At 67.0% G+C, this 22,848-nt stretch carries 25 protein-coding genes and 1 tRNA gene; 15 read left to right on the plus strand and 11 right to left on the minus strand.

Going from position 1 to position 22,848, the window contains the following annotated elements:
• The first annotated feature begins 7 nt into the window (after positions 1-7).
• The 5 genes from ACTIFP_RS00875 to ACTIFP_RS00895 all read left to right on the plus strand — a co-directional run bounded on the left by ACTIFP_RS00875 (position 8) and on the right by ACTIFP_RS00895 (position 5,462).
• Entirely contained in the window at positions 8-967 is a 960-nt protein-coding gene (locus ACTIFP_RS00875) for a bile acid:sodium symporter family protein (RefSeq protein ID WP_439566836.1), read from the plus strand.
• A 76-nt stretch (positions 968-1,043) separates the two neighbouring features.
• Positions 1,044-2,255 (plus strand): toxic anion resistance protein, encoded by a 1,212-nt coding sequence (locus ACTIFP_RS00880; protein ID WP_439566837.1) that lies wholly within the window; start codon positions 1,044-1,046, stop codon positions 2,253-2,255.
• Positions 2,256-2,269: 14 nt separating this feature from the next.
• Entirely contained in the window at positions 2,270-2,983 is a 714-nt protein-coding gene (locus tag ACTIFP_RS00885) for a hypothetical protein (RefSeq protein ID WP_439566838.1), read from the plus strand.
• 64 nt (positions 2,984-3,047) lie between these two features.
• The gene (locus ACTIFP_RS00890; protein ID WP_439566839.1) at positions 3,048-3,674 is read left to right on the plus strand and encodes a YqiJ family protein; all 627 of its coding nucleotides are present in this window, start codon (positions 3,048-3,050) and stop codon (positions 3,672-3,674) included.
• Positions 3,675-3,737: 63 nt separating this feature from the next.
• On the plus strand, positions 3,738-5,462 hold the full coding sequence (locus ACTIFP_RS00895; protein ID WP_439566840.1) for a flotillin family protein: 1,725 nt from the start codon (positions 3,738-3,740) through the stop codon (positions 5,460-5,462).
• 19 nt (positions 5,463-5,481) lie between these two features.
• On the opposite strand, the gene ACTIFP_RS00900 is transcribed toward ACTIFP_RS00895, so the two are convergent.
• The 5 genes from ACTIFP_RS00900 to ACTIFP_RS00920 all read right to left on the minus strand — a co-directional run bounded on the left by ACTIFP_RS00900 (position 5,482) and on the right by ACTIFP_RS00920 (position 8,855).
• A complete protein-coding gene (locus ACTIFP_RS00900; protein WP_439566841.1) occupies positions 5,482-5,805 on the minus strand; it encodes a hypothetical protein in 324 nt (107 codons plus the stop codon).
• The gene (locus tag ACTIFP_RS00905) at positions 5,802-6,434 is read right to left on the minus strand and encodes an RNA polymerase sigma factor (RefSeq protein ID WP_439566842.1); all 633 of its coding nucleotides are present in this window, start codon (positions 6,432-6,434) and stop codon (positions 5,802-5,804) included. Before ACTIFP_RS00905 ends, ACTIFP_RS00900 begins: the two co-directional genes overlap by 4 nt.
• A complete protein-coding gene (locus ACTIFP_RS00910) occupies positions 6,337-6,939 on the minus strand; it encodes a hypothetical protein (protein WP_439566843.1) in 603 nt (200 codons plus the stop codon). Before ACTIFP_RS00910 ends, ACTIFP_RS00905 begins: the two co-directional genes overlap by 98 nt.
• Before the next feature lie 201 nt (positions 6,940-7,140).
• Positions 7,141-8,550, minus strand: coding sequence for an FAD/NAD(P)-binding protein (locus tag ACTIFP_RS00915; RefSeq protein WP_439566844.1), 1,410 nt, complete (start codon positions 8,548-8,550; stop codon positions 7,141-7,143).
• Between the two features lie 231 nt (positions 8,551-8,781).
• A tRNA-Gln gene (locus ACTIFP_RS00920) sits at positions 8,782-8,855 on the minus strand.
• A gap of 156 nt (positions 8,856-9,011) precedes the next feature.
• Between ACTIFP_RS00920 and ACTIFP_RS00925 the strand changes: the two genes are divergently transcribed.
• Both ACTIFP_RS00925 and ACTIFP_RS00930 read left to right on the plus strand, forming a co-directional pair.
• Positions 9,012-10,316: an FAD-dependent oxidoreductase gene (locus ACTIFP_RS00925; protein ID WP_439566845.1), complete on the plus strand. Its 1,305-nt coding sequence runs from the start codon at positions 9,012-9,014 to the stop codon at positions 10,314-10,316.
• Positions 10,313-10,717, plus strand: a complete 405-nt coding sequence (locus tag ACTIFP_RS00930; RefSeq protein ID WP_439566846.1) for a DoxX family protein — start codon at positions 10,313-10,315, stop codon at positions 10,715-10,717. The genes ACTIFP_RS00925 and ACTIFP_RS00930 overlap by 4 nt, the downstream gene beginning before the upstream one ends.
• Positions 10,718-10,814: 97 nt before the next feature.
• On the opposite strand, the gene ACTIFP_RS00935 is transcribed toward ACTIFP_RS00930, so the two are convergent.
• The gene (locus tag ACTIFP_RS00935) at positions 10,815-12,086 is read right to left on the minus strand and encodes a dipeptidase (RefSeq protein ID WP_439566847.1); all 1,272 of its coding nucleotides are present in this window, start codon (positions 12,084-12,086) and stop codon (positions 10,815-10,817) included.
• 104 nt (positions 12,087-12,190) lie between these two features.
• Between ACTIFP_RS00935 and ACTIFP_RS00940 the strand changes: the two genes are divergently transcribed.
• A complete protein-coding gene (locus ACTIFP_RS00940; RefSeq protein WP_439566848.1) occupies positions 12,191-13,366 on the plus strand; it encodes an acyl-CoA dehydrogenase family protein in 1,176 nt (391 codons plus the stop codon).
• Here ACTIFP_RS00940 and ACTIFP_RS00945 read toward each other — a convergent pair.
• Positions 13,363-13,959, minus strand: a complete 597-nt coding sequence (locus tag ACTIFP_RS00945) for an HAAS signaling domain-containing protein (protein WP_439566849.1) — start codon at positions 13,957-13,959, stop codon at positions 13,363-13,365. The two genes, ACTIFP_RS00940 and ACTIFP_RS00945, sit on opposite strands and share 4 nt — an antisense overlap.
• Positions 13,956-14,282, minus strand: a complete 327-nt coding sequence (locus ACTIFP_RS00950; RefSeq protein WP_439566850.1) for a PadR family transcriptional regulator — start codon at positions 14,280-14,282, stop codon at positions 13,956-13,958. The genes ACTIFP_RS00945 and ACTIFP_RS00950 overlap by 4 nt, the downstream gene beginning before the upstream one ends.
• A 75-nt stretch (positions 14,283-14,357) precedes the next feature.
• Here ACTIFP_RS00950 and ACTIFP_RS00955 point away from each other — a divergent pair, with 75 nt between their 5' ends.
• Entirely contained in the window at positions 14,358-14,990 is a 633-nt protein-coding gene (locus ACTIFP_RS00955) for a hypothetical protein (protein ID WP_439566851.1), read from the plus strand.
• Positions 14,991-15,002: 12 nt separating this feature from the next.
• Here the strand turns inward: ACTIFP_RS00955 and ACTIFP_RS00960 are convergent, their stop codons facing one another.
• The gene (locus ACTIFP_RS00960; protein WP_439566852.1) at positions 15,003-15,317 is read right to left on the minus strand and encodes a metalloregulator ArsR/SmtB family transcription factor; all 315 of its coding nucleotides are present in this window, start codon (positions 15,315-15,317) and stop codon (positions 15,003-15,005) included.
• 84 nt (positions 15,318-15,401) lie between these two features.
• Between ACTIFP_RS00960 and ACTIFP_RS00965 the strand changes: the two genes are divergently transcribed.
• From ACTIFP_RS00965 to ACTIFP_RS00980, 4 genes are read left to right on the plus strand one after another with little or no spacing between them, the layout of a single operon-like run.
• A complete protein-coding gene (locus ACTIFP_RS00965; protein WP_439566853.1) occupies positions 15,402-16,361 on the plus strand; it encodes an acyl-CoA desaturase in 960 nt (319 codons plus the stop codon).
• Positions 16,342-17,547 carry a M20 metallopeptidase family protein gene (locus tag ACTIFP_RS00970; protein ID WP_439566854.1) on the plus strand — a complete coding sequence of 402 codons (1,206 nt, stop codon included), beginning with the start codon at positions 16,342-16,344 and terminating at the stop codon, positions 17,545-17,547. The genes ACTIFP_RS00965 and ACTIFP_RS00970 overlap by 20 nt, the downstream gene beginning before the upstream one ends.
• A complete protein-coding gene (locus ACTIFP_RS00975) occupies positions 17,544-17,789 on the plus strand; it encodes a GlsB/YeaQ/YmgE family stress response membrane protein (protein ID WP_439566855.1) in 246 nt (81 codons plus the stop codon). Before ACTIFP_RS00970 ends, ACTIFP_RS00975 begins: the two co-directional genes overlap by 4 nt.
• A 27-nt stretch (positions 17,790-17,816) precedes the next feature.
• On the plus strand, positions 17,817-18,689 hold the full coding sequence (locus ACTIFP_RS00980; RefSeq protein WP_439566856.1) for an FkbM family methyltransferase: 873 nt from the start codon (positions 17,817-17,819) through the stop codon (positions 18,687-18,689).
• On the opposite strand, the gene nadB is transcribed toward ACTIFP_RS00980, so the two are convergent.
• A complete protein-coding gene (gene nadB, locus ACTIFP_RS00985) occupies positions 18,686-20,263 on the minus strand; it encodes an L-aspartate oxidase (protein ID WP_439566857.1) in 1,578 nt (525 codons plus the stop codon). The two genes, ACTIFP_RS00980 and nadB, sit on opposite strands and share 4 nt — an antisense overlap.
• A 73-nt stretch (positions 20,264-20,336) precedes the next feature.
• Between nadB and ACTIFP_RS00990 the strand changes: the two genes are divergently transcribed.
• Positions 20,337-21,158: an endonuclease/exonuclease/phosphatase family protein gene (locus tag ACTIFP_RS00990; protein ID WP_439566858.1), complete on the plus strand. Its 822-nt coding sequence runs from the start codon at positions 20,337-20,339 to the stop codon at positions 21,156-21,158.
• 4 nt (positions 21,159-21,162) lie between these two features.
• Here ACTIFP_RS00990 and ACTIFP_RS00995 read toward each other — a convergent pair whose 3' ends face one another.
• Positions 21,163-22,083 carry an ABC transporter ATP-binding protein gene (locus ACTIFP_RS00995; protein ID WP_439566859.1) on the minus strand — a complete coding sequence of 307 codons (921 nt, stop codon included), beginning with the start codon at positions 22,081-22,083 and terminating at the stop codon, positions 21,163-21,165.
• Positions 22,084-22,195: 112 nt separating this feature from the next.
• On the opposite strand from ACTIFP_RS00995, the gene ACTIFP_RS01000 reads away from it, so the two are divergent.
• Entirely contained in the window at positions 22,196-22,756 is a 561-nt protein-coding gene (locus ACTIFP_RS01000; protein ID WP_439566860.1) for a DUF4402 domain-containing protein, read from the plus strand.
• Positions 22,757-22,848 lie beyond the last annotated feature (92 nt).

The raw sequence follows: 22,848 nt of genomic DNA on the forward strand, positions 1-22,848 counted from the left end.
CCCGATCATGCTCGCCCGCATCTTCCCCGACCGCTTCGTCCCCATCCTGCTCGGCACGATCCTGCTCGCCAGCCTGCTGCCGGTACGCGGCGCCGCGGTTCCCATCGCGCAGGGGGTGTCGACCGCCGCGATCATATTGCTGTTTTTCCTGAACGGCGTGCGCCTGCCCCGCGACGAAGTGCTGCACGGCATCCGCAACTGGAAATTGCAGGGCAGCGCGCTCGCCTTTTGCTTTGGTTTCATGGCGCTGCTCGGCCTCGGTGCGCAGCTGGCGACCGCGGCGGTCCTGCCCGCCACGCTCGCGCTCGGCTTCCTGTTCTTCGGCATCCTGCCCTCCACCGTCCAGTCGGCGACCGCGGCGAGCAGCATGGCGGGGGGCAATGTCGCCGCCAGCGTCGTCGCGGCGGCGCTGCTCAACCTGATCGGCGTCATCGCCTCGCCGCTGCTGTTCGCGGCGCTCGCGGGCAGCGCGGGCGAAATCAGCGGCGCGGCGGCGCTGCGTATCGTCGCCATCCTGCTCTTGCCGTTTATCGTCGGCCAGTTCGCACAACGCTGGCTGCGGCCGTGGATGCTGGCGCACAAAGGGCTGACCATCGTGATGGACCGCACCGCGATCGCCGTCGCGGTCTATGTCGCCTTTTCGGCCGCGGTGGTCGCGGGCATCTGGGACCAGCTCGACAGCCGCGAGATCGGCGTCGTGTTCGGCGCCGTCGCGGTGCTGCTCGCGCTGGCGTTCGGCGGCGCCTGGGGGCTGGGCGCGCTGTTAAGGCTGGCGCGGCCCGACCGCATCACCTTGCTGTTTTCGGGCGCGCAGAAAAGCATCGCGGTCGGCGCGCCGCTCGCCGCGACGCTGTTTCCGCCCGCGATCGCCGGCATGGTGCTGGTCCCGATCCTCGTCTATCATATGGCGCAACTGATCCTGTCGGCGTGGATCGCCCCGGGGCTGAACAGGGCAAATCAAGTGTAATGCTTGAATAACACAGTGCTGCATGCCATATAGGCGGGCGACGCCTAACGCACTTGGGTGGCTGGAAGGAAGACGAATGAGCGAGCAGACCGCGACGGCAACCGCAACCGACGAGCTGAAGCTGACCCCGCCAGACCCGGTGCCGCTGGTGTCGCCCGAAAAGGCCGCCGGGCTTGTCCCATTGTCGGGCGAGCAGAAATCGAAGCTGGAGGAACGCGTCGACGGCTTTATCGACGACCTGGTCGCGCAGGACGTCAACTCGCCCGCGTTCGGGCAAAAGGTCGACCAGATCACCAACATGGGCCGCAAGGAAATGCTGGAGGCGGCGAACCAGTCGAACCGCTTCCTCGATCGGCCGATCAAGGCGATGGACCGCGACAGCGACATCGGCATGAACCTGATCGAACTGCGTAACACCGTCGAGCGGCTCGACCCGTCGGCGAACGGCAAGCTGATGTCGAAACGCGGGCTGCTTGACAAATTGTTCGGCAGCAGCGTCACCAATTATTTCGCCAAATATCGCAGCGCCCAGTCGCATATCTCGGGCGTCCTCACCGCCTTGGCCAACGGCAAGGACGAGCTGTTGATGGACAATGCCGCCATCGACGTCGAGCGCCGCAAGCTGTGGGAAGCGATGGGCAAGCTGGAGCAGATGGTCCACATCGCCCAGACGCTCGACGCCAAGCTCGAAGCGAAAGCCGAGGAGCTCGACGGCAGCGATCCCGCGAAAGCCAAGGTGCTGCGCGAAAACGCGCTGTTTTATGCGCGCCAGCGGACGCAGGATCTGCTCACCCAAATGGCGGTGACGGTGCAGGGCTATCTCGCGCTCGACCTTGTCAAAAAGAATAATATCGAGCTGGTGAAAGGCGTCGACCGCGCCAGCACCACCACCGTCGGCGCGTTGAAGACGGCGATCACCGTCGCGCAGGCGATGACGAACCAGAAGCTGGTGCTCGAACAGATCACCGCGCTCAACACCACGACCGCGAACATCATCGACGGCACGTCAAAGATGCTGAAGGACAACACCGCGCGGATCCACGAACAGGCGGCGTCGAGCACGATCCCGATGGAAACGCTGCAGCGCGCGTTCCAGAATATCTATGACACGATGGACGCGATCGACACCTTCAAGCTGAAGGCGCTCGACAGCATGAAGACGACGGTGGGTACGCTCGAAAGCGAGGTCGCGAAGTCGAAGGGCTATATCGCGCGCGCCGAGGGCGCGAGCCAGGCGCAGGCGAGCGTCGGCGGTGCCGACAGCCCGCTCGCGTCGCTCGAAGGCTAAGGCGTACGATGACGATGAGCGAAGTCGACAAGATCCGGCTTTCGGCAGAATCGGCGATCGAACGGTCGCGCGAACGCCGCCGGCCGATCGGCACCAAGAGCGTCGCGCTGCGCCGCCAGCATCTTTACAAGAAGCTGGGCCGGATGCTGATCGCGGGCGGGATCGTGCTGCTCGGCGCGGCGGTGTTCGGAGCGCTGATCCAGCCGCTCGGCTTTACCGGTCTGCTCGCACTCTTCATCCTGTTGATCGGGGTCGCGGTGCTCTTCGGACGCGCGCCCTTTCCCGAACCGCGGCAGGCCGATCTACCCAAAACCGATCTGAAACAGCTCGCGGGGCGCACCGAAATCTGGCTCGAAGCGCAGCGCCCGATGCTGCCTGCCCCGGCTCGCACGCTGGTCGACGGCATCGGGGTCCAGCTAGACCTGCTCGCGCCGCAGCTCCAGACGCTCGACCCGCAGGAGCCCGCGGCGGCGAACATCCGCAAGCTGGTGGGTGAGGATCTGCCCGAACTGGTCGCGGGCTATCAGCGCATCCCCGCGGGACTGCGCACCGAAGCGCATGCGGGGCGCACCCCCGACGAGACTTTGGTCGGCGGGCTCAAGATGCTTGAGGCCGAGATCGGCAGCGCCGCGCGCAATCTGGCGGCGGGCGAACTCGACAAGCTGGCAACGCGCGAACGCTATCTCCAGCTCAAATATCAGGGCATTGAGGGCGAGGACGCGGCGTAGCGCGTGCAGCGGCGCCCCGTCGCGTCGCTTGCCAAGCGGCGCGGGCGCAGCCACATAGACGCTGATGCTCGATCCGTTCCTCGCCACCGAAAATGTCGTTTTCAGCGCGGCGCTGCTGTTGATGCTGCTGATCGGCGCCGTCCAGGCGGTCGGTCTCGCCGGCGATCTGGACAGCGACCTGCATGCCGAAGCCGATGGCGATGTCGGCTTCGCCGATACGCTGCTCGCCTGGGCCGGGATCGGCCGGCTGCCTTTCCTGATGTGGCTGGTGATCTTTCTCGCGCTGTTCGGCGCGCTGGGGCTGGGGCTGCAACAGCTGATGGCGGCGCTCACCGGCGGACCCGGCACGAACCTGCTGATGGTGCCGTTGACCGCGATCGCCGCCGTCCCGGTGACCGGCGCTGCCACGCGGCTGGTCGCGCGCATTCTGCCGGGGCTGGAGACCACCGCGATCGAGCGCGACGAGCTGATCGGCCTTTATGCCGAAATCAGCATCGGAACCGCGAGCGTCGGCAATCCGGCGCGCGCAAGCGTGGTCGATCGGCATGGCCAAGCGCATCAGATCATGGTCGAACCCGACTCACATGATCAGCGCTTTCAGACCGGCGAGAAGGTGCTGCTGGTCAAGATCGAAGGCAATATATTCAAAGCCTTCACCCGCGGCGATTTCTATTTACCCCGGCTCGACTGACCCTAATGTCCGTGCCGGGGCTTCCAATCGCGGAAGCACGAATCGACAGCAACGGGTGGATTCATGATTGAAATCGCTATTTACGCCGGCATCGGGCTTGCCGCGCTCCTGATCCTGGGATTGATCGTCACGCGGCTCTATCATCGCGCGACCAAGGAAATTGCCTTTGTCCGCACCGGGTTTCGCGGCGAACGCGTCATCATGAACGGCGGCGCGCTGGTTTTGCCGGTGCTGCACGAAACGATGCCGGTCAATATGAACACCGTCCGGCTGGCGGTCGAACGCAAGAATGTCGACGCGCTGATCACGCTCGATCGCCTGCGTATCGACGTGAAGGCCGAATTTTACGTCCGCGTCCGCCCCGATGCAGGCGCGATCGGGATGGCGGCGCAGACGCTGGGGCTGCGCACGATGAACCCCGAAGCGCTCAAGGATCTGGTCGAAGGCAAGTTCGTCGATGCGCTGCGTTCGGTCGCGGCGGGGATGACGATGAACCAGCTGCACGAACAGCGCGCCGATTTTGTCCAGAAGGTGCAGCAGGTCAGCTCGAACGACCTGTCGATGAACGGGCTCGAACTGGAATCGGTGTCGCTGACCGGGCTCGACCAGACGTCGATCGAACATTTCAACGCCAACAACGCCTTTGACGCCGAGGGTCTGACGAAGCTGACCGAGCAGATCGAATTGCGCAAGAAAGCGCGGAACGACATCGAACAGGATACGCGCGTCCAGATCGAAACCAAGAATCTGGAGGCCGACAAGCGCAGCTTTGAAATTTCGCGCGACAATGAATTCGCGCGGCTGGAACAGGAACGCGAGGTCGAGATGCGCCGCGCCGCGCAGGCCGCCGAAATCGCCCGCGAGCAGGCCCAGCGCAACCAGGAGGCCGAAGGCGCGCGCATTCAGGCCAAGCAGCTGGTCGACGCCAAGCAGATCGAGGCCGACCGCGCGATCGAGGAAGCACGCATCGCGCAGGAACAGGCCATCGAACTGGCGCGGCAGGAACAGCAGATCCTGATCCAGAACAAGAGCCGCGAGGAAAGCCAGGCGCGCGGCGAAGCCGATGCTGCGCGTGCCATCGCCGTCGCCGCCGAGGAACAGGTCGCCACTGCGCGCGACACCGAGGTTGCCGAGCGTTCGAAACGCATCGAACTGATCGAAGCATCCAAGGAAGCCGAGCGGGCCGCGATTTCGGTTAAGGTCGAGGCCGAGGCGGAGAAAGAGGCCGCAGCGAATCGTGCCGCCGCGCTGCGGCTCGAAGCCGAGGGCCAGGCCGAAGCCGACAAGCTGCGCGCCGAAGCCGCGCGCATCCGTTTCGAGGTCGAGGCCGCGGGCCAGCGGGCAATCAACGAAGCCGCCAACCTGCTGTCGTCGGACCAGATCTCGCTGCAAACCAAGATGGCTTTGCTCAAGGTGCTGCCCGAGGTCGTGCGCGAGGCGGCCAAGCCGATGGAAGCGATCGATTCGATCAAGATCATCCAGGTCGACGGGATCAACCAGACGGGCGGCGGCGGAAGCGGCGGCGCGAATGGCGCAAATGGCGACAATGGCAACCTAGCCAGCAATGCCGTGTCGGCCGCGCTCGCCTATCGCGCGCAGGCGCCGGTGATTGACAGCCTGATGAAGGAACTGGGCTTTGACGGCGGTTCGCTCGACGCGCTGGTCAAGGGCGCGGCGGCGATGGAGCCGCACGCCTCGGCGGCGATCGCAGCGCCGCCCCGCGGGCGCAAGTCGCGACCGGCGGCGGCCGCGGCGCTCGAAACCGACGACAGCGAGGACGACGGCTGATCGGCAGCGCTGGCGCCGCTCAGGCGCTCCGCCAGCGCTGCACCCCGAACCACAGCAGCAGGACGAGCAGCAGCGGCGGCGCGAGACCCCAGTGTCCCGCCGCCGCAAACGGCGCCGGCAGCGGCGCCGCGGACAACAGCCACAGCGCCGCGAGCAGCGCCCCGACCGCCAGCGCCTCGAACCCGAAGCTGCGCCAGAAACGCGCCCGCGCGCGCGCATAGGCAGCGCGCGCATCGATCGCGCGCTCGACCTGGACGGTAAAGCTGCGGTCACCGGGCCGCGTCGGCGGTGCCAGCATCGCGGTCAGCATCGCATCGATGTCCGTCTGATTCGGGGCCGTCATGCGTCCGCTCCTTCGCCGATCATCTTCTGCGCCTTGGCGCGCCCGCGCAAGACCAGCGATTTGAGCGTGCCGAGCGGCACCCCCATAATCTCCGCCGCCTCGGCATGCGACCAGCCATGGCCAAAACACAGCGTAAGCGCGGCGCGTTCCTGCGGCGACAGCGCAGCGAGCAACCGGTCAGCGTCGATCGCCGCGTCGCTGGCGCCACGCGGATCGGTTGCGGTCGGCGCATCGTCGTCGCGGCCCGCCAGCGCCTCGCGCCGCTTTGCGGTGCGCCGCTGGTCGAGGAACAGGCGCCAGCCGATCCCCATGATCCACGCCGCATAACTCCCCTGCCCCCGAAAATCGTCGGCGCGCTGCCACGCGCGGACAAAGGCTTCCTGCGCCAGATCGTCGGCGTCGCACCCCGCGGCGCGGGCGAGGAAGGCGCGCAATCGTCCCTCATGCCGCAGCACGAGGAGCTGGAATGCGGCACGATCTCCCCCGGCAACCCGCTGGTTGAGAGCCCAATCTTCATCGGCGCCTGCCCCATCACGCAGCGGCGCGCTCCTCGGCAGCCGCGGCGCGCGCGAGGCGGCGGCGGACGAGGAGGGCGATGCCGACAAAGATCGGGAAGAGCGCGGCGCCAACCGCGGCGCGGATCAGTTCCTCATGCCCCTGGATCACCCCGAAACCCGCCATCGCCAGGCCGATCGCGATCAGCACCAGCGCGTTACGGTCGTCGCCCGGCGCGTCGGGGCTCTGGCCGCCGATATGTTCATAGGGCTTGTTGAGCTTTTCGATCAGCGGGCTGACCGCCTCGGACTTCGCCTCCAGCGCGCGGCGGATCGAACGGTGGAGCATCCACGCATGAAGCAGCCGCGCGAGCAGGAAAAAACCGACGATGAACAGCGCGACAAAGGTCGCATTTTCGACGAGGCGGAAAAAGCCGTCGCTGATCGCCACCAGTTCGGTGGTGGGCGGCGGCGCGGGGACCAGCGCGGCGATGTCGCGCGGGTCGATATAGGCGGCCACGTCGGCCGGATCGATCACCTGCGGCGGCAGCGTGATCGGCGCCGCGGCGGCCGCAGCAGCGGGCGGGGCAGCGGCAACCGGGTTGGCGGCGGCGGCCGTCGCGGCCATCAGATAATCCATCTTCTCTCTCCTGCATGCCGCATCGACATGGTGAAACACAGGCGGCGGCTTCGGGCAAGGCGGGGATGATCTGCACCGGGGAGCACATATTCAACCGCCGCGCAAAGCCGCCGCCCGGATCGGCGCGCGTCCGATCATCGACTGGACGGCGCGGCGGCCGCCGACGGATGCAGGAGCGAAGAAATTTTTCCGGCGCGCGGCCTAAAGCCCCTCGCCGCCCGTCCAATGGGCATTGACCAGGCGGCGCGCGAGCGCGCTCACCTGACCGCGGATGTCGGGGACCGCGACGACTTCCCACAGGTCGCCGCGCGTCATCGGCCCGATCGCCAGGATATGCTCGGACGGCTGACCCGCGGCGTCGACGACATGGCCGTCGCGATCGATGTCGAGCCCGAGCCGCAGCGCGTCGGGGCGGATCCGCCGCGCCGCGAGCAGGCGCTTCACCAGCGGGTCTGACGAGCGCAGCAGATCGCCCTGCGGTCCGGTGCAGTTGATCATCCGCGCCGCGCGCGTCGTCACCAGATCGGCCTCGCCGCGCGGCAGCCACGACACCGCGAGCGCATCGGGCTCGACCGCCACATCGGCGATCTTGCCGGCGCGAAAACGCAGCTGGCCCGACGCGACCAGCGTATCGATGCGGTCGGCGACCTCGGGTGCCAACCGGTGGCGGTGCACGTCCCAGAACGGCCGCAGGTGGCGCAGGAAGCGCGCGCGCTTGTCGGCGTCGGCGGCCGCCCACATCATCTGGGTGATCGGGCGGATCGAATCGACAACCAGCCGCCAGTCGCGGCTGTGCGCTTCGCCCCGCGCCCAGCGCACCAGTTCGGACAGGTCGGGCGCGGGCCGGGCGAGGACGGGCTTGGGGCGCGGCAGGCCATCGACATGGCGATGCGGGCGCAGCCCGCGCCGCGACAGCGCGGTGATCGGCCCTTCATGGCCGTGCGACGCCAGCCGCAGGATGACGTCGATCGCGGTCAGCCCGGTGCCGACGACCAGCACCGGCGCCTGCTTGCCCAGCCCTTCCTCGAACGCGCTGGCCCAGGGATCGGCGATATAGCGGTGCGACGGCAGCGGCGCGCCGGCGATCGCGGGCGGATCGTGCGGTGGCAGATTGCCGATCGCCAGCACCGCGCGATCGGCCTCGATCAGCCCGCCGTTGACCAGCCCGAGCGTGACCTGGCCGTCCTTCTCTTCGATATCGAGCACTTCATCGTCGACCAGCTTCAACCGACGCCCATAGTGCTCCATCGCCGCGCGCAGCGTTTCGCGCAGGTAGCGGCCATAGGTCGCGCGGGTGACGAACGCAGCCTCGCAGCCCAGCCCATGCGCCGCCAGCCAGTCGCAGAAATGGTCGGGCCGATCGGCAAAGGCGCTCATATTGCCGGCGCGAACGTTGAGCAGGTGCGACGTTTCGGTGCTGCTGTATGCGACCCCGGCGCCCATGCGGTGCCGATCGCGTTCGATCAGCAGCACCTCGACATCAGGCTGTTCGAGCAGGTTGATCGCGAGCAGCGTCCCCGAAAAGCCCGCGCCGACGATCGCCACGCGCGTCGCGGTGCGAAACCGCGGGCGCGGCGAAAGGAGCTGCGCCTCGATCAACGCGTCATCCATTCGATCCTGCCGATTGTAGCATCGAGCCGGTCGGGGATCGGGGCCAGGCTGGCCATGGGGAGACTCCTCTCGTCAGGCAGAACGGGTGAGTTCGGTCGATTCGGCATATGTCCCGAAACCCTCAAGTTAACTCAACTGTTATGATTGACAAGCAAAAGCGCGGCGAGCCGAACGAAACGCACGATCGGTCGCGCCGTCGGCGCGGCAGGCCTGTTCCAGCGATGGAAGGATTGGATGCCCCGCGAGGATTCGAACCTCGATAGGCGGTATCAGAAACCGCAGTCTTACCATTAGACGACAGGGCAATCGTGAGGCGGGCGCAATATGATTGCACGGCCGCGCTGTCAAGGCCGCTGTGCCCGCCCGCACAAGGTCGCTTGCCCTGCCGCATTTCGCCGCTAGCATCGCCGCATAACAGAAAGGGGCCGCGCGCCCGCGCGGACACCCGGAGGAGTGGGTTGATGCGTCATGTCGCGATCGTCGGGTCGGGCCCCGCGGGCTATTACACCGCCGAAACTTTGCAGAAAGCGGAGGATATTGCGGTCGATGTCATCGACCGCCTGCCCGTTCCTTATGGTTTGATCCGCACCGGCGTCGCCCCCGATCATCAGTCGATCAAGGCGGTGTCGCGGCGGTATGAGGGCACCGCGCTGGCCGACAATGTCCGCTTCGTCGGCCATGTGTCCGTCGGCAGTGATGTGACGATCGACGAGCTGGTCGAGCTATACGACGCGGTGGTGCTGGCGACGGGGGCGCCGAACGACCGGCCGCTGGGAATTCCCGGCGCCGACCTGCCCGGGGTGATCGGCAGCGCCGCCTTCGTCGGCTGGTATAATGGCCATCCCGATTTTGCCGACCTGAACCCGCCGCTGGGCGCCGCCGGGGTCGCGGTGATCGGCAATGGCAATGTCGCGCTGGACGTTGCGCGCATCCTGGCGAAGACCGCACAGGAATTTGCGGGCAGCGACATCGTCGCGCACGCGCGCGATCAGCTGGCGACCAGCGCGGTGCGCCATATCCACATATTGGGCCGCCGCGGCCCGCACCAGATCGCGATGACCCCGAAGGAACTCGGCGAGCTTGGCCATCTCGAACGCGCCAGCCCGCGCGTCGACCCCGCCGACCTGCCCCCCGAGGGCGATGACGCGCTGCTCGAACCCGGGATGCGCAAGTCGGTGACGCATTTGCGCAGCTTTGCCGCCAACCCCGTCGCCAAGCCGGTGACGATCGATTTCGACTTTTTCGCGATGCCGGTGGCGATCGAGGGCGCCAAAGACAATGGGGGTGCGGCGCAGCGGGTGCTCGTCGAGCGCACGCGGCTCGATGCTGACCTCAGCAGCCATGGCACCGGCGAGACCTATGCGATCGACGCGGGGCTGGTCATCAGCTGCATCGGATACCAGACTCCGCCGATCCCCGGCGTCCCCTATGAACATGGCCGCGGCCGCTTTGCCAATGACGACGGGCGGATCCTGCCCGGCCTCTATTGCGTCGGCTGGGCGCGGCGCGGGCCGTCCGGGACGATCGGCACCAACAAGCCCGACGGCGCGCGCGTCGCCGAAATGGTGCTGGAGGATGTCGGCCGCGGCGGAGGCAAGGCAGGGCGGCCCGGACTCGACGCATTGCTGGCGAGCCGCGGCGTGACGCCGGTCACCTTCGCCGACTGGCGGCGGATCGAGGCCGCAGAAGTCGCCGCGGCGCTCGACGGCAACCCGCGCGAAAAATTCGTCAGTGTCGAGGCGATGCTGGAAGCCATCGGTCGTTGAAAGACCGCGTGCGCACCGCGTTGCGCTGGCTGCTCGCGCTCGCTTATGGCTATGCCGGCTGGGCGCATCTGGTGCGGCCGACGCCCTTTCTGGCGATCACCCCGCCGTGGGTACCGCAGCCCGACATGGTCGTCGCCGTCACCGGGATGGCCGAGATTTTGGGCGCGATCGGGCTGATGATCCCGCAGATGCGCAAGGCGGCGGGCTGGGGGCTCGCGCTTTATGCGCTGTGCGTGTGGCCGGCGAATTTCCACCATGCGCTCGCCAATATCGCGATCGGCGGCGAGACGTTGAGCTGGTGGTACCACGGCCCGCGGCTGGCGCTGCAGCCTGCCATCATCTGGTGGGCGCTATGGGCGAGCGGAGCGGTCGAATGGCCGTTTGTGAAAGCCGCCAAATGACGTCGCCCCCGCGAAGGCGGGGGCCGCTAGCGGATATTGCCAAGCGCCGCTGCGTAAACCGGCAGCGGCGCCCGCCTTCGCGGGGGCGACGTGCGCCTTACTTCACCACCGGCGTTTCCACCGGCGGCTGCCCCTTCTGGCTCGCGGCATAGGCCTCGACCGCCTTCAGCACCCGCAGCATGTTGCCGCTGGCGATCTTTTCCAACTCGGCCTGCGAATAGCCGCGCCGCGCCAGTTCGGTGAACAGCGCCGGATAGCCCGCGACATCCTCCATGCCGACGGGCGCCGAATCCATCCCGTCATAATCGCCGCCCAGCCCGATATGATCGACGCCGATGCTTTTCTTGAGATGGTCGATATGTTCGGCGACCTGGGCGATCTGGGTCTTGGGCGCCGGGTTGGCGGCGTCCCACGTCTTGAGCGCCGCGGTGACCGCAGCGGGATCGCCCGAATATTGCGCCTTCAACCGTGCTTCGAGCGCGGTGCGGTCGAGCCCGTGCGCGCGCACCGCGGGATCGAGGAAGCCAGGCAGGAACACGACCATCACGATGCCGCCGTTCGCCTTGACCGCGGGCAACACGCTGTCGGGCACGTTGCGAGGATGGTCGTTGACCGCGCGCACCCCCGAATGGCTGAACATCACCGGCGCCTTCGTGGTTTCGAGCGCGTCGGCCATCGTCGCTTCGCTGACATGGCTCAAATCGACGATCATCCCGATCCGGTTCATCTCGCGCACCACCTGGCGTCCGAAATCGGTGAGCCCGTCATGTTTGGGCGCGTCGGTCGCGCTGTCGGCCCACGGCACATTCTTGCTGTGGGTCAGCGTCATATAGCGCACCCCCATGCCGAACATCTCGCGCAGCACGGCAAGACTGGAGCCGATCGACTGGCCGCCCTCGATCCCCAGCATCCCGGCAACCTTGCCCGCCTTCATCTGGGCTTGCAGTTCGCCGCTATTGGCGGCGAGCGACAGGTCATTCGGGTAACGCGCGATCAGACGCTTCGTCACGTCGATCTGCTCGATCGTCTGCTGGATCGCCTGCGGCTCGTTGGTGTTCGACGGCACATAGACCGACCAGAATTGCGCCCCGACCTGGCCCTTGCGCAGCCGATTGAGGTCGGTGTGCATCGCGATCCGCGGCGGGGTCGCATCGGGTTTGGCGGTGTCGGTCGTATCGACGAAATCGAACCCGTTAATCACATTGTCGACATGCGCGCGCAGCGCCCATGGCACGTCATTATGGCCGTCGAACACCGGCGCGCGCTTGAGTGCGGCTTCGGCGACGGCCTCGGGCGCTTTTTGCGCCGCGGCGGGGTTGGAGATGAGGGCGAGAGCGGCCAGGCCGGCGAGCAGGGAGGGTTTGTGCATGGAGCGCGACCTTAAGTCCTTGAGCGGATGACGCAAGCCCGCGGCGCAGGGTGCGCCCGAAACGTCGGCTTGACGTTTACGTCAACCACGCGCAGCATCGCGCCATGACAGCTTTCGACGACTGGCGCGCGCGCTCACCCTATTATGACGAAACCCATGAGGCGCTGGCGCAGAGCGTCCGCCGTTTCGTCAGCCGCGAGATTGCGCCGTACATTGATCGCTGGGAGGCCGAGGGCGAGTTGCCGCGCGAGTTGCACAAAAAGGCCGCCGACGCGGGCATATTGGGGCTGCGCTATCCCGAACAATATGGCGGACACAGCGAAGGTTTCGACAATTTCCACGGCCTTGTCCTGACCGAGGAACTCGCCGCGGTCGGCGCGGGCGGGCTCGGCGCGTCGCTGATGACGCACGGCATCGGACTGCCGCCGATCCTCGCGCTGGGATCGGAGGAATTGAAACAGCGCGTCGCGCCGCCGGTACTCGCGGGCGACAAGATCATCGCGCTCGGCATCACCGAAGCGGGCGGCGGCAGCGACGTCGCCAACCTCAAGACCACCGCGGTCAGGGACGACGACCATTATATCGTCAACGGCGGCAAGATGTTCATCACCAGCGGCATGCGCGCCGACTGGCTGACCTGCGCGGTGCGCACCGGCGGTCCCGGGGCGGCGGGCATCTCGCTGCTGCTGATCGACATGGACAGCCCGGGGGTCGAGCGCACCCGGCTCGACAAGATGGGCTGGCGGTGCAGCGATACCGCGGCGATCCATTTCAGCGATGTCCGCGTCCCCGCGACCAACCTGATCGGCCCCGAGAACGGCGGCTTCATCGGCATCATGCGCAATTTCAATTCGGAGCGACTCGGCATGGCGATGGGCTGCTGCGCCTATGCGCGCGTCGCGATGGCCGAGGCCGCCGAATGGGCGCAGCAGCGCGAAACCTTCGGCAAGCCGCTCGTTGGCCACCAGTCGATCCGCATCAAGCTCGCCGACATGGAGCGCCAGATCGAAGCGACGCAGGCGTGGGTCGACCTCTGCGCCTGGCAGGTCAAGACCGGCAAGGACCGCCCTGCCGACTTCGCGATGCTGAAGGTGCAGGCGACACGGATGCTGGAGGCCGTCGCGCGCGAGGCAGCGCAAGTGCTCGGCGGCGCGAGTTACATCACCGGCAGCAAGGTCGAACGCATCTATCGCGAGGTGCGGGTCAACGCGATCGGCGGCGGCAGCGAGGAAATCATGCTCGACCTGGCGGGTCGGCAATTGTTCGGCGGCAAGCGTTAGCTGGTAAGTCGCCGCGCGTAGCGGTCGAGGCGCGCCAGCTGCGCCATCAGCGCGCCGAGCAGCAACAGTTCGACCAGCGCCGTCGCGACGATCAGCGCATGCGCCGAATCGCCGCTCGCGCCCTGAAAGGCACGGACCAGACTCGCCCCGACCGACAGCGCCAGGCTTCCGGCGGCAAAGTGCAACCAGCGGCGCACCAACGCGATCCGGCGCCGCGACGCCATCCACCAGGCGGCGCCGATGCACGCCAGCGCCGCGAGCAGCCCGCCGCGATCGAACCAGGTCAGCGGATCGGCGCCGCCCGGAATGTCGAGGATGACGGTCCGCAGCCGCATCAGCAGCAAGGTCGCGCCGCCGAGCAACGCTGCGGCGACGCACGAGCGCCGCAGCCGATCGGGCAGCGCCGCCTCGGCATAGGCGCGCGCGATTTCGGCGGGGCGCCCAAAGCGGCGCACTGCAGCGGCCTCGCCCACCTGTTCGGCGGTGTCGCACAGATGCGATTCGATCTCGTCTCGCACCCGCCGCGACAGGCGCGGGTCAAAGGCGAGGACGTGATCGAGCTCGTCGAGATAGGTGGCGATCGGCCCGCTCATGCGCGGGCGCCCAGCACGCGGTCGATGCCGCTGGCAAAGCTCTGCCAGCCCGCGCGCCGCTCGATCAGCGACTGACGGCCCCCGTCGGTCAGCGCATAAACGCGGCGTTTGCGCCCGCCGTCGGGCTGGACCCAGCGGCTCAACAGCAACCCCGCAAGCTCGAGCCGGTGCAGCGCCGGATAGATCGTCCCTTCGGGCAGGTCGAAATGGCCGCCGCTGCGCGCGCGGATCGCCTCGATGATCGCATAGCCGTGCAAAGCCTCGTCGCCGATCGTGGCGAGCAGCACGGCATCGAGATGGCCCTTGAGCATTTCCGCAGACATGTCCGCAGTTTTAGCTTTGCAACGCTAGGTATGCAAGTTATACCTAGCAACACTAGGCTTTAAACGGAGGATGTGATGACGGCGACAACAACCACGGCGACAAATGGCTGGGCCGAGGGCTGGGGGCTGTTCTGGACGCTGACCGCGGCGCTGGCGGCGATGGCGCTCGGCTTCCTGTTCGTTATCGGCTGGGACACCGACGGTTACCGGATGGTGATCCGCACCACCGCGCGCACCTCGCTCGTCCTGTTCCTCGCCGCCTTTGCCGCGTCGGCCGCGTTCAAACTATGGCCCGGTCCCTTCACCCGCTGGCTGCGCCGCAACCGGCGCCAGCTCGGGCTGGGCTTTGCGATGTCGCACTTCATCCACGCGCTCGCGATCATCGCGCTGTGGCAGACCGACCCCGGCACCTTCTGGGGGCTGACCAACCCCAAATCGATCGTGACCGGCGGCACCGCCTATGTCTTCATCGCGCTGCTCGCCGCGACCTCGTTCGACCGCATGGTCAAGGCGCTCGGCCCCAAGGCATGGGGTCGGCTGCACTGGTGGGGCGTGTGGATCGTCGCGCTCAGCTTCATCTTCACCAACGGCAAACGCATCCCGGTGAGCGGCTGGTACGCCCTGCCGGTCGTGCTGGTCGTCGCGGTGATCGTCCTGCGCGTCATCGCAGGGCGAAAGCAGCGCCGGGCGGCGGCGCTGGTGACGTAGCCCGCAGCAGCGCTATTCGCTGCCGCGCTTGTCCGCTAGCGCGCGCGATTCGGCCTTGAGCGGCCGCGACACCGGGCAAACCTCCTGCACATAACCGTTGAGCACATTGGTCAGCGCGTCGGGTACCAAGCGATAAAAGACGAACTGCCCGCGCTTTTCGCTGGTGATCAGTCCGGCGTTTTCCAGCACCGACAGATGCTGCGAGACCGCCGGTTTGCTCATGTCGAAGCGCGCGGCGATGTCGCCAGCGCTGAGTTCGGCATGCGCCAGATAGGCAAGAATCTTGCGCCGCGGCGTCGATGCCAATGCCTGAAAAACCCGTTCCATGATGACCCAAATGGCGACGGACAGCGCCCTTGACAAGAGATTATATATTTAAGTAATTACTTATATTCTGTCAGGAGTCGAGCGATGCGCAACGATCAGGATCCCCATGCCGTCAATTTTCTGATCGATGAGCCTGGCCCCGATCCGCGTCGCGGCCGTGTGCGTGCCGACATGCCCAGCATCATCTGGAATGGCGGGATGGCCGTCATCGCGCTGGCCGCGGGACCGTTTTTCGTGGCGCCATCGACCATCACCCTGTTTTTGCTCACCACCGGCGCCGCGCTGCTGCTCGGGCACAGCATCGGTTACCACCGGATGATGATCCACGGCAGCTTTGCCGCGCCGCGCTGGCTGACGCGCACGCTGGTCTGGTTCGGCGCATTCGTCGGCATGGCGGGCCCCTATGGCATCGTCCGCGCGCATGACACGCGCGACTGGGCGCAGCGCCAAGCCGACTGCCACCCGTTCCTCGCGCACCAGACCCACATCGCCCGCGACGCCTGGTGGCAGATTTACTGCCGACTGGAGCTGGTCCATCCACCGCGCTTCGATTTCTCCGAACTCGACCGCGACCCCTTCTTTCGCTGGCTGGAAGCGACCTGGCGCTGGCAGCAGCTCCCCATCGCGTTGATGTTCTTCGCGATCGGCGGCTGGGGCTGGGTCGTGTGGGGTGTCGCGGCGCGTGTCGCGGTCGCCAACCACGGTCACTGGCTCGTCGGCCATCTCGCGCACAATCGCGGGCCGCAGCATTGGACCGTCGATGCGCATGGGGTGCAGGCGTTCGACGTCCCATGGGCGGCAATCCCGACGATGGGCGAGGCATGGCATAATAATCATCACGCCTATCCCGGCTCGGCGCGCATCGGCCTGCACCCGGGTGAAAGCGACTGGGGCTATGCGCTCATCAGGCTGCTCGAACGCGTCGGCCTGGTCTGGGATGTCCAGACGCCCGACACGCTCGGCAAACGCCCCGGATTGTCCGTGGTCCCTCGACACGCGCGCGGCTTGGCGCCACACTCGCCGCATGGACACGCCATCACATAGCTGGCCCGCCGCGGCCGAAACGCTGCTCGACGACCTTGTCGACCTCCGCCGCGCGATCCACCGCGAGCCCGAGCTTGGCCTGCAAAACCCCAAGACGCTGGCGAAGATCAAACATGCGCTCGCCGGGCTGCCGCTGGAGTTTCGCGAGGGGCCGTCGACGACGGGGTTGGTCGCGATCCTGCGCGGACCCGCCAACGGCCGCACCGTGCTGCTGCGCGGCGACATGGATGCGCTGCCGCTGGTCGAGGATACCGGGCTCGACTTCACCTCCGAAACGGCCGGCGCGATGCACGCGTGCGGGCATGACACGCATGTCGCGATGCTGGTCGGTGCGGCGAAGCTGCTGTGCGCGGCGCGCGATCGCCTGCCCGGCACCGTGATGTTCATGTTCCAGCCGGGCGAGGAAGGCCATCATGGCGCGCGCTTCATGCTGAACGACGGGATCATCGATCCGCTGCCCGACGCCGCCTTTGCGCTGCACATCATGCCCAACGCCCCGCACGGGATTTTTGCGTCGCGCGCGGGGCCGCTGCTTGCCTCGTCCGACGTGCTGTCGATCATCGTCAAGGGCGCGGGCGGCCATGCGTCGATGCCGCACGATGCGATCGACCCGATCCCCGTCGCCTGCGCGATCGTCACCGCGATCCAGACGATGGTGACGCGCCGCGTTTCGGTGTTCGACCCCGCGGTGGTGACGATCGCCAAGATCGCGGCGGGGACGACGAACAATATCATCCCCGAAGCCGCCGAGCTGCTCGGCACAATCCGCACCCTGTCGCCCGAACGCCGCGCCATGGTCGCGCGCGAGCTTAAACGCCTCGCCCCTGCGATTGCCGAGGCGCATGGCTGCACCGCCGAGGTCATGATCGACGAGGGTTTCCCGGTGACAATCTGCGACAGCCGTGCGGTCGCGTTCGGCCAGTCGGTGGTCGAGGCGACGTTCGGCGAGGCGGCGTGGCTGACGATGGACCATCCGGTCATGGGCGCCGAGGATTTCTCCTATGTCCTCGAAAAAGTCCCCGGCGCGATGTTCTGGCTCGGCGCGAGTGAGCAGGGCAGCGACTGGCGCGCCTGTTGCGGGCTGCACAGCAACCGCATGGTGCTCGACGAAAAGGTGATGGCGCGGGGCGCGGCGCTGCATGCGGCGCTGGCAGAACGGTTTTTGAACGAAGGATTCAACGCATGATCAACATCATCGGCGCCATCATCTCCGGCCTGATCATCGGCGCGCTGGCGCGCTTCTTTTATCCCTGCGCGGTGCAAATGGGATGGGTCGCGACGATCCTGCTCGGCATCGGCGGCTCGCTGCTCGCGGGTCTCGCCACCTCGCGCGGCCGCGGCGACTTTCACCGCGCCGGCTGCTTCGCCTCGGTTATCGGCGCGATCGTGCTGATTTTGGTCGGGCGGTTGCTTGGCGTCGGCGGGTAGCGGCCGGGACCGGGCGGGATCCATTTCATGGCAAATGCCATCGGGCATCTCGCGGCATGGGCCAGCCGCAATTACCCGTTCGAAAAGGGGCAGTGGCGGCTCGGCAGCCTGGCCTACGGGCTGCTGCCCGAAGCCGTGGTGCGATCGCAAATCCGCACCACCCGAACGCGGCACGGCTTTGCGATGCGGCTCGACCTTGGCCAGTTTGTCGACCGCACCATCTATTGCACCGGGGGCTGGGAACCGCTGGAAACGCGGGTCATCGCGGCGGCGCTGAAACCCGGTGACAGCTTCGTCGATGTCGGCGCCAATATCGGTTTCTTCTCGCTGCTCGCGCACCGGCTCGTCGGGCCGACGGGCCGCGTTCATGCGATCGAGCCGACCCCATCGACCGCCGACCTGCTCGCGCACAATATCGCGCTGAGCGGCGCGGGCGCGGGCGCGATTACCGTCCACCGCTGCGCGGCGGGCGACCGCGACGGTGCGGTCACCATGGTCGTCCACGACGCGGGCAATATTGGCAGCAACCATGTGTCGTTCGACGGCGCGGGCGCGGCGGTCCCGCTGCGCCGTCTCGACCAGCTGCTCAGCGGCGAGACGATCCGGCTGATCAAGCTCGACATCGAGGGCGCCGAAGCCATGGCGCTGCGCGGAGCCGGCGCGCTGCTCGACGGCGACACCGCGCCGGCGCTGCTGTTCGAATTTTCGCCCGACATGCTGCGCGGCATGGGCGACGATCCCGCGGTGCTGCTCCACGATCTGGAAGCCAAGGGGTACATAATCTATGAAATCCACCCTGACCGGCTGACCCCGCGCGACGACGCCATCCTTGATCGCGCCCAGACCTATCTGCTCGCGCTGAAACCCGGCGATGGCCTGCTCGCCGCGCTGGGCGGCTAGGGCACCAGCACCGTATCGACCGCCTGCGGCAGCAGGTCGGGATAATCGAGCGTGTAGTGCAGCCCGCGGCTTTCCTTGCGGTGGAGCGCGCTTTTCACGATCAGGTCGGCGCATTGCAGCAGGTTGCGCAACTCGATCAGGTCGGTGGTGACGCGGAAATGGCCGTAATAATCCTCGACCTCGCCCGTCATCATGTTGATCCGGTGCTGCGCGCGCTCCAGCCTTTTGGTCGTGCGCACGATGCCGACGTAATTCCACATGAAGCGGCGGATCTCGGTCCAGTTCTGCTTGATGATCACTTCTTCGTCGGAGTCCGTGACGCGGCTTTCGTCCCAGGGGCGGATCGGCGGCGGCGGCTCGAGCTGCTCCCAGCGCGCGATGATGTCCTTTGCCGCCGCTTCGCCGAACACGAAGCATTCGAGCAGGCTGTTCGACGCGAGGCGGTTGGCGCCGTGCAGCCCGCTTTCGGTGCACTCGCCCGCCGCATACAGCCCCGGCAGGTCGGTGCGCCCGGCAAGGTCGATCAAGATGCCGCCGCAGGTATAATGCTGCGCGGGCACCACCGGGATCGGCTGCCGGGTCATGTCGATGCCGAGCGTCAGCAGCTTTTCATAGATGTTCGGGAAATGCCCCGCGACGAAATCGGGATCGAGGTGGCTGATGTCGAGATGGACATAGTCGAGCCCCGAGCGCTTGATCTGGTCGTCGTTGGCGCGCGCCACGACATCACGCGGGGCGAGTTCGGCGCGCGCGTCATAATCGGGCATATAGCGGTGGCCGGTGACGGGGTGCTTCAGGATGCCGCCCTCGCCGCGCACCGCCTCGGTGATCAGAAAATTTTTGACGTCGAGATTATAGAGGCAGGTCGGGTGGAACTGCATCATCTCCATGTTCGACACGCGGCAACCCGCGCGCCAAGCCATCGCGATGCCGTCGCCGGTCGCGCCGCGCGGCGCCGTCGAAAACTGATAGACGCGCCCCGCGCCGCCGCTCGCCAGGATCGTCGCGCGGCCGACATGCGCGTGAACCTTCCCGGTCTTTTCGTCGAGCGCATAGACGCCCCAGACGCGGCCCGAGCCCGAATAGCGCTCCTCGTGGCGCCCGGTGATCAGGTCAACGCACGCCTGCCCGGGCATCAGCGTGATGTTCGGATGCGCCTCGGCGGTCTTGAGCAGCGCCGCCTGGACCGCCCAGCCGGTCGCATCGTCGACATGGACGATGCGGCGGTGCGAATGGCCGCCCTCGCGTGTCAAATGCAGCGCCTCGGCATCCTTGTTGAAGGGGACGCCCATTTCGACCAGCCGTTCGATCGCGCTCGGCGCATTCTCGACGACAAACTCGACCGTCTCGCGCCGGTTGAGCCCGGCGCCCGCGACCATCGTGTCGTCGATATGATTGTCGAACGTGTCGCCCGCATCGAGCACCGCCGCGATGCCGCCCTGCGCCCAGGCGGTCGATCCGCCGGTCAGCTCGCCCTTGGCCAGCACCAGCACCTTGCAATGATCGGCCAGCGCGATCGCCGCGGTCAGCCCCGCCGCACCCGATCCCACGATGATGACGTCGTATTCACTCATGGCGCCTCTGTTGCACAGCGGGCGGCCGCATGACAGGGGGGATCGATGGTCGCCGCCAGGGAGAATAGTCGTCATGCCTAAAGCCGAGCTTCAGCGGCGGACGCTGCTCGCCGGGCTGGCGGCGTTGCCGCTGGCGAGCTGTGCGACCACCCGCCCCACTGCCCCGCGCGGCCTGACCGTCGCCACCTTCAACATCTGGCACGATGCCGGCGGGCGATGGCCCGCGCGGCTGGTGCTGCTCGCTTCGGCGCTGCGCGCCGTCGGTGCCGATGTCATCGCGCTGCAGGAAGTGCTCGAAGACCAGCGCAAGGAACTGCCCAACCAGGCCGACACGATCGCGCGCCAACTCGGCTACCCCCACGTCCATTTCGTCGCGGTCGAGCCCGAGGGGGCACCGAAACGTTATGGCAATGCGATCCTGACCCGCCTGCCGGTGATTGAGGTCGCGCGGCACAAGCTGGCGCCGCTCGCCGATTCGCGCACCGCGATCCGCGTCCGGGTGCAGACCAAGACCGGGCCGGTCGACATCGTCGGCACCCATCTGGCGTGGCAGCCCGAGGCGGGAGCGGTGCGCGCCGAACAGCTCGCCGACCTGATCGCCTGGTTGCCCACCGACGGCGTGCCGCTGATCGTGCTGGGCGATTTCAACGCGCCGCTCGACGATCCGGGGCTGCGCGTCATGGGGCCGCCGCGCTTTGTCTCGGCGCTGCCGCCCGGGGCCGCGGCGACGACGCTCAACCCGGCGCGCGGGCACCAGCCGCGGGTGATCGACCATATCTTCGTCGAACCCGCAGCCTTTGCCGTCACCGAGGCGCGCGTCATCGGCGATCAGCCGGTCGGCGGCGAATATCCGTCCGATCATTTCGGGGTCGTGGCGCGCCTGACGCAACGCTGACAGGTCAGGCGGCGCGGCGCGTCAGGTTGAGGAAAACATCTTCCAGGTCGGCCTCGCGCGTCGACACATCGACGATGCCAAGCCCCATCGCGTTGACCGCGGCGAGTACCTCGCCGGCGTTCATCCGGTCCTTGTTGTAACTGATCGCCAGCCCGCGCTCGCCCTCGCGCTCGACCTTGTCGAAGGCGGGGTGCGTCGGCAGCGCCGTGACATCGGCATCGAGCGTCACCACGACAATCTTTTCGCGCGCCATATCGACCAGCTCGCGCGTCGGCTTGTTCGCGATCAGTCGGCCGTGGTTGATGATCGCGATCCGGTCGCACAGCTCCTCGGCCTCTTCCAGATAATGCGTCGTCAGCACCACCGTCACCCCGCGGTCGTTGAGCGACTGGACATAAGACCACAGCTGCTGGCGCAGTTCGATGTCGACCCCCGCGGTCGGTTCGTCGAGGACGATGATCGGCGGCGAATGGACCATCGCCTTCGCGACCAGCAATCGCCGCTTCATCCCGCCCGACAGGGTGCGCGCATAAGCGTCGCGCTTGTCCGACAGATGCACCGCGGCGAGCAGGTCGTCCGAAATGCGCTTAGCCCGCGGCACGCCGTACAGCCCCGCCTGATTCTCCAGCGTCTCATAGGGCGTGAAAAAGGGATCGAAGACGATTTCCTGCGGCACGATGCCGATCGAATATTTCGCATTGCGCGGATCGGCATCGATATCGAAGCCCCAGATGCTCGCCGATCCCGCCGTCTTGTTCACCAGCCCAGCGAGGATGTTGATCAGCGTCGATTTGCCCGCGCCGTTCGGGCCGAGCAGCCCGAAAATCTGGCCGCGCGGCACGTCGAAACTGACATTGTCGAGCGCCTGCTTGCCGCCGGCATAGGTTTTGGAGACGGCGTCGATGCGGATGGCGGCTTCGGTCATGGCCTGTGCCATAGCCGCGCGTCGCAACGTGTAAAAGCCCCCATCGCCCCGCGCGCTTTTGCCCAGCGCCGCGTTAACGCTATATTCGAAAATCGCCTTTAGGACCGGCGCTGTGAGGACCAGACACACCAATAACCCGCAGTTCGCGCTGCGCGGCGTCGCCGCCTGTGCGCTGATGATGGCCGCGGCCACCACGGCGCCGGCCCGTGCCCAGCAGACCGCGCCGGCCGAGGCCGAAGCCATCGTGCTGCGCCCGCTGTCCTTCTTCAAAGTCAACGACCTCGATTTCGGCGACATAATTCCGTCGGCGACCGCTGGAACGGTGACGCTGGCGCCCGACGGATCGCGCAGCCGCACCGGCGGCGTCACGCTCGCCGGCGACGGCGGCGAACCGGCGCGCTTTGCCGGGCTCGGCACGCTCAATCGCCAGGTCAATATCTCGCTCGGCTCGAACACCATCTGGCTCAACGGGCCTGGGGTGCGGATGCGCGCCCGCACCTTTGAAATCGGCAGCACCCCGACGGCGATCCTGTCGACGTCGCCGACGCGCTTCCGCATCACCTCGCCGCTTGGCAATTATAATTTCCCGGTCGGTGCGACGCTCGAGGTCGGCGCCAATCAGGCGCCGGGCGACTATAGCGGGACGTTCACGATCACACTCAACTATCTTTAGAGCTTCTGTGGGGGAAGAAGCGGCACCGGACGACCACCTATATTCGCGAGAATATTGGCCGGTGCCGCAAACCCACCCTGCCACTCCCTAGC

This window comes from Sphingopyxis sp., from assembly GCF_051861155.1.
Lineage (GTDB): Bacteria > Pseudomonadota > Alphaproteobacteria > Sphingomonadales > Sphingomonadaceae > Sphingopyxis.

Excerpts from the sequence above, each read along its gene's own strand:
- ACTIFP_RS00875 (WP_439566836.1), top strand. The coding sequence starts at position 8 with ATGCTCGCCCGCATCTTCCCCGACCGCTTCGTCCCCATCCTGCTCGGC.
- ACTIFP_RS00955 (WP_439566851.1), top strand. The coding sequence starts at position 14,358 with ATGACGGCGACAACAACCACGGCGACAAATGGCTGGGCCGAGGGCTGG.
- ACTIFP_RS00880 (WP_439566837.1), top strand. The coding sequence starts at position 1,044 with ATGAGCGAGCAGACCGCGACGGCAACCGCAACCGACGAGCTGAAGCTG.
- ACTIFP_RS00895 (WP_439566840.1), top strand. The coding sequence starts at position 3,738 with ATGATTGAAATCGCTATTTACGCCGGCATCGGGCTTGCCGCGCTCCTG.
- ACTIFP_RS00935 (WP_439566847.1), bottom strand. The coding sequence starts at position 12,086 with ATGCACAAACCCTCCCTGCTCGCCGGCCTGGCCGCTCTCGCCCTCATC.
- ACTIFP_RS00995 (WP_439566859.1), bottom strand. The coding sequence starts at position 22,083 with ATGACCGAAGCCGCCATCCGCATCGACGCCGTCTCCAAAACCTATGCC.
- ACTIFP_RS00950 (WP_439566850.1), bottom strand. The coding sequence starts at position 14,282 with ATGTCTGCGGAAATGCTCAAGGGCCATCTCGATGCCGTGCTGCTCGCC.
- ACTIFP_RS00945 (WP_439566849.1), bottom strand. The coding sequence starts at position 13,959 with ATGAGCGGGCCGATCGCCACCTATCTCGACGAGCTCGATCACGTCCTC.
- ACTIFP_RS00900 (WP_439566841.1), bottom strand. The coding sequence starts at position 5,805 with ATGACGGCCCCGAATCAGACGGACATCGATGCGATGCTGACCGCGATG.
- ACTIFP_RS00965 (WP_439566853.1), top strand. The coding sequence starts at position 15,402 with ATGCGCAACGATCAGGATCCCCATGCCGTCAATTTTCTGATCGATGAG.
- ACTIFP_RS00885 (WP_439566838.1), top strand. The coding sequence starts at position 2,270 with ATGAGCGAAGTCGACAAGATCCGGCTTTCGGCAGAATCGGCGATCGAA.
- nadB (WP_439566857.1), bottom strand. The coding sequence starts at position 20,263 with ATGAGTGAATACGACGTCATCATCGTGGGATCGGGTGCGGCGGGGCTG.
- ACTIFP_RS00925 (WP_439566845.1), top strand. The coding sequence starts at position 9,012 with ATGCGTCATGTCGCGATCGTCGGGTCGGGCCCCGCGGGCTATTACACC.
- ACTIFP_RS00960 (WP_439566852.1), bottom strand. The coding sequence starts at position 15,317 with ATGGAACGGGTTTTTCAGGCATTGGCATCGACGCCGCGGCGCAAGATT.
- ACTIFP_RS00975 (WP_439566855.1), top strand. The coding sequence starts at position 17,544 with ATGATCAACATCATCGGCGCCATCATCTCCGGCCTGATCATCGGCGCG.
- ACTIFP_RS00890 (WP_439566839.1), top strand. The coding sequence starts at position 3,048 with ATGCTCGATCCGTTCCTCGCCACCGAAAATGTCGTTTTCAGCGCGGCG.
- ACTIFP_RS00940 (WP_439566848.1), top strand. The coding sequence starts at position 12,191 with ATGACAGCTTTCGACGACTGGCGCGCGCGCTCACCCTATTATGACGAA.
- ACTIFP_RS00970 (WP_439566854.1), top strand. The coding sequence starts at position 16,342 with ATGGACACGCCATCACATAGCTGGCCCGCCGCGGCCGAAACGCTGCTC.
- ACTIFP_RS00910 (WP_439566843.1), bottom strand. The coding sequence starts at position 6,939 with ATGGATTATCTGATGGCCGCGACGGCCGCCGCCGCCAACCCGGTTGCC.
- ACTIFP_RS00980 (WP_439566856.1), top strand. The coding sequence starts at position 17,817 with ATGGCAAATGCCATCGGGCATCTCGCGGCATGGGCCAGCCGCAATTAC.
- ACTIFP_RS00915 (WP_439566844.1), bottom strand. The coding sequence starts at position 8,550 with ATGGATGACGCGTTGATCGAGGCGCAGCTCCTTTCGCCGCGCCCGCGG.
- ACTIFP_RS00990 (WP_439566858.1), top strand. The coding sequence starts at position 20,337 with ATGCCTAAAGCCGAGCTTCAGCGGCGGACGCTGCTCGCCGGGCTGGCG.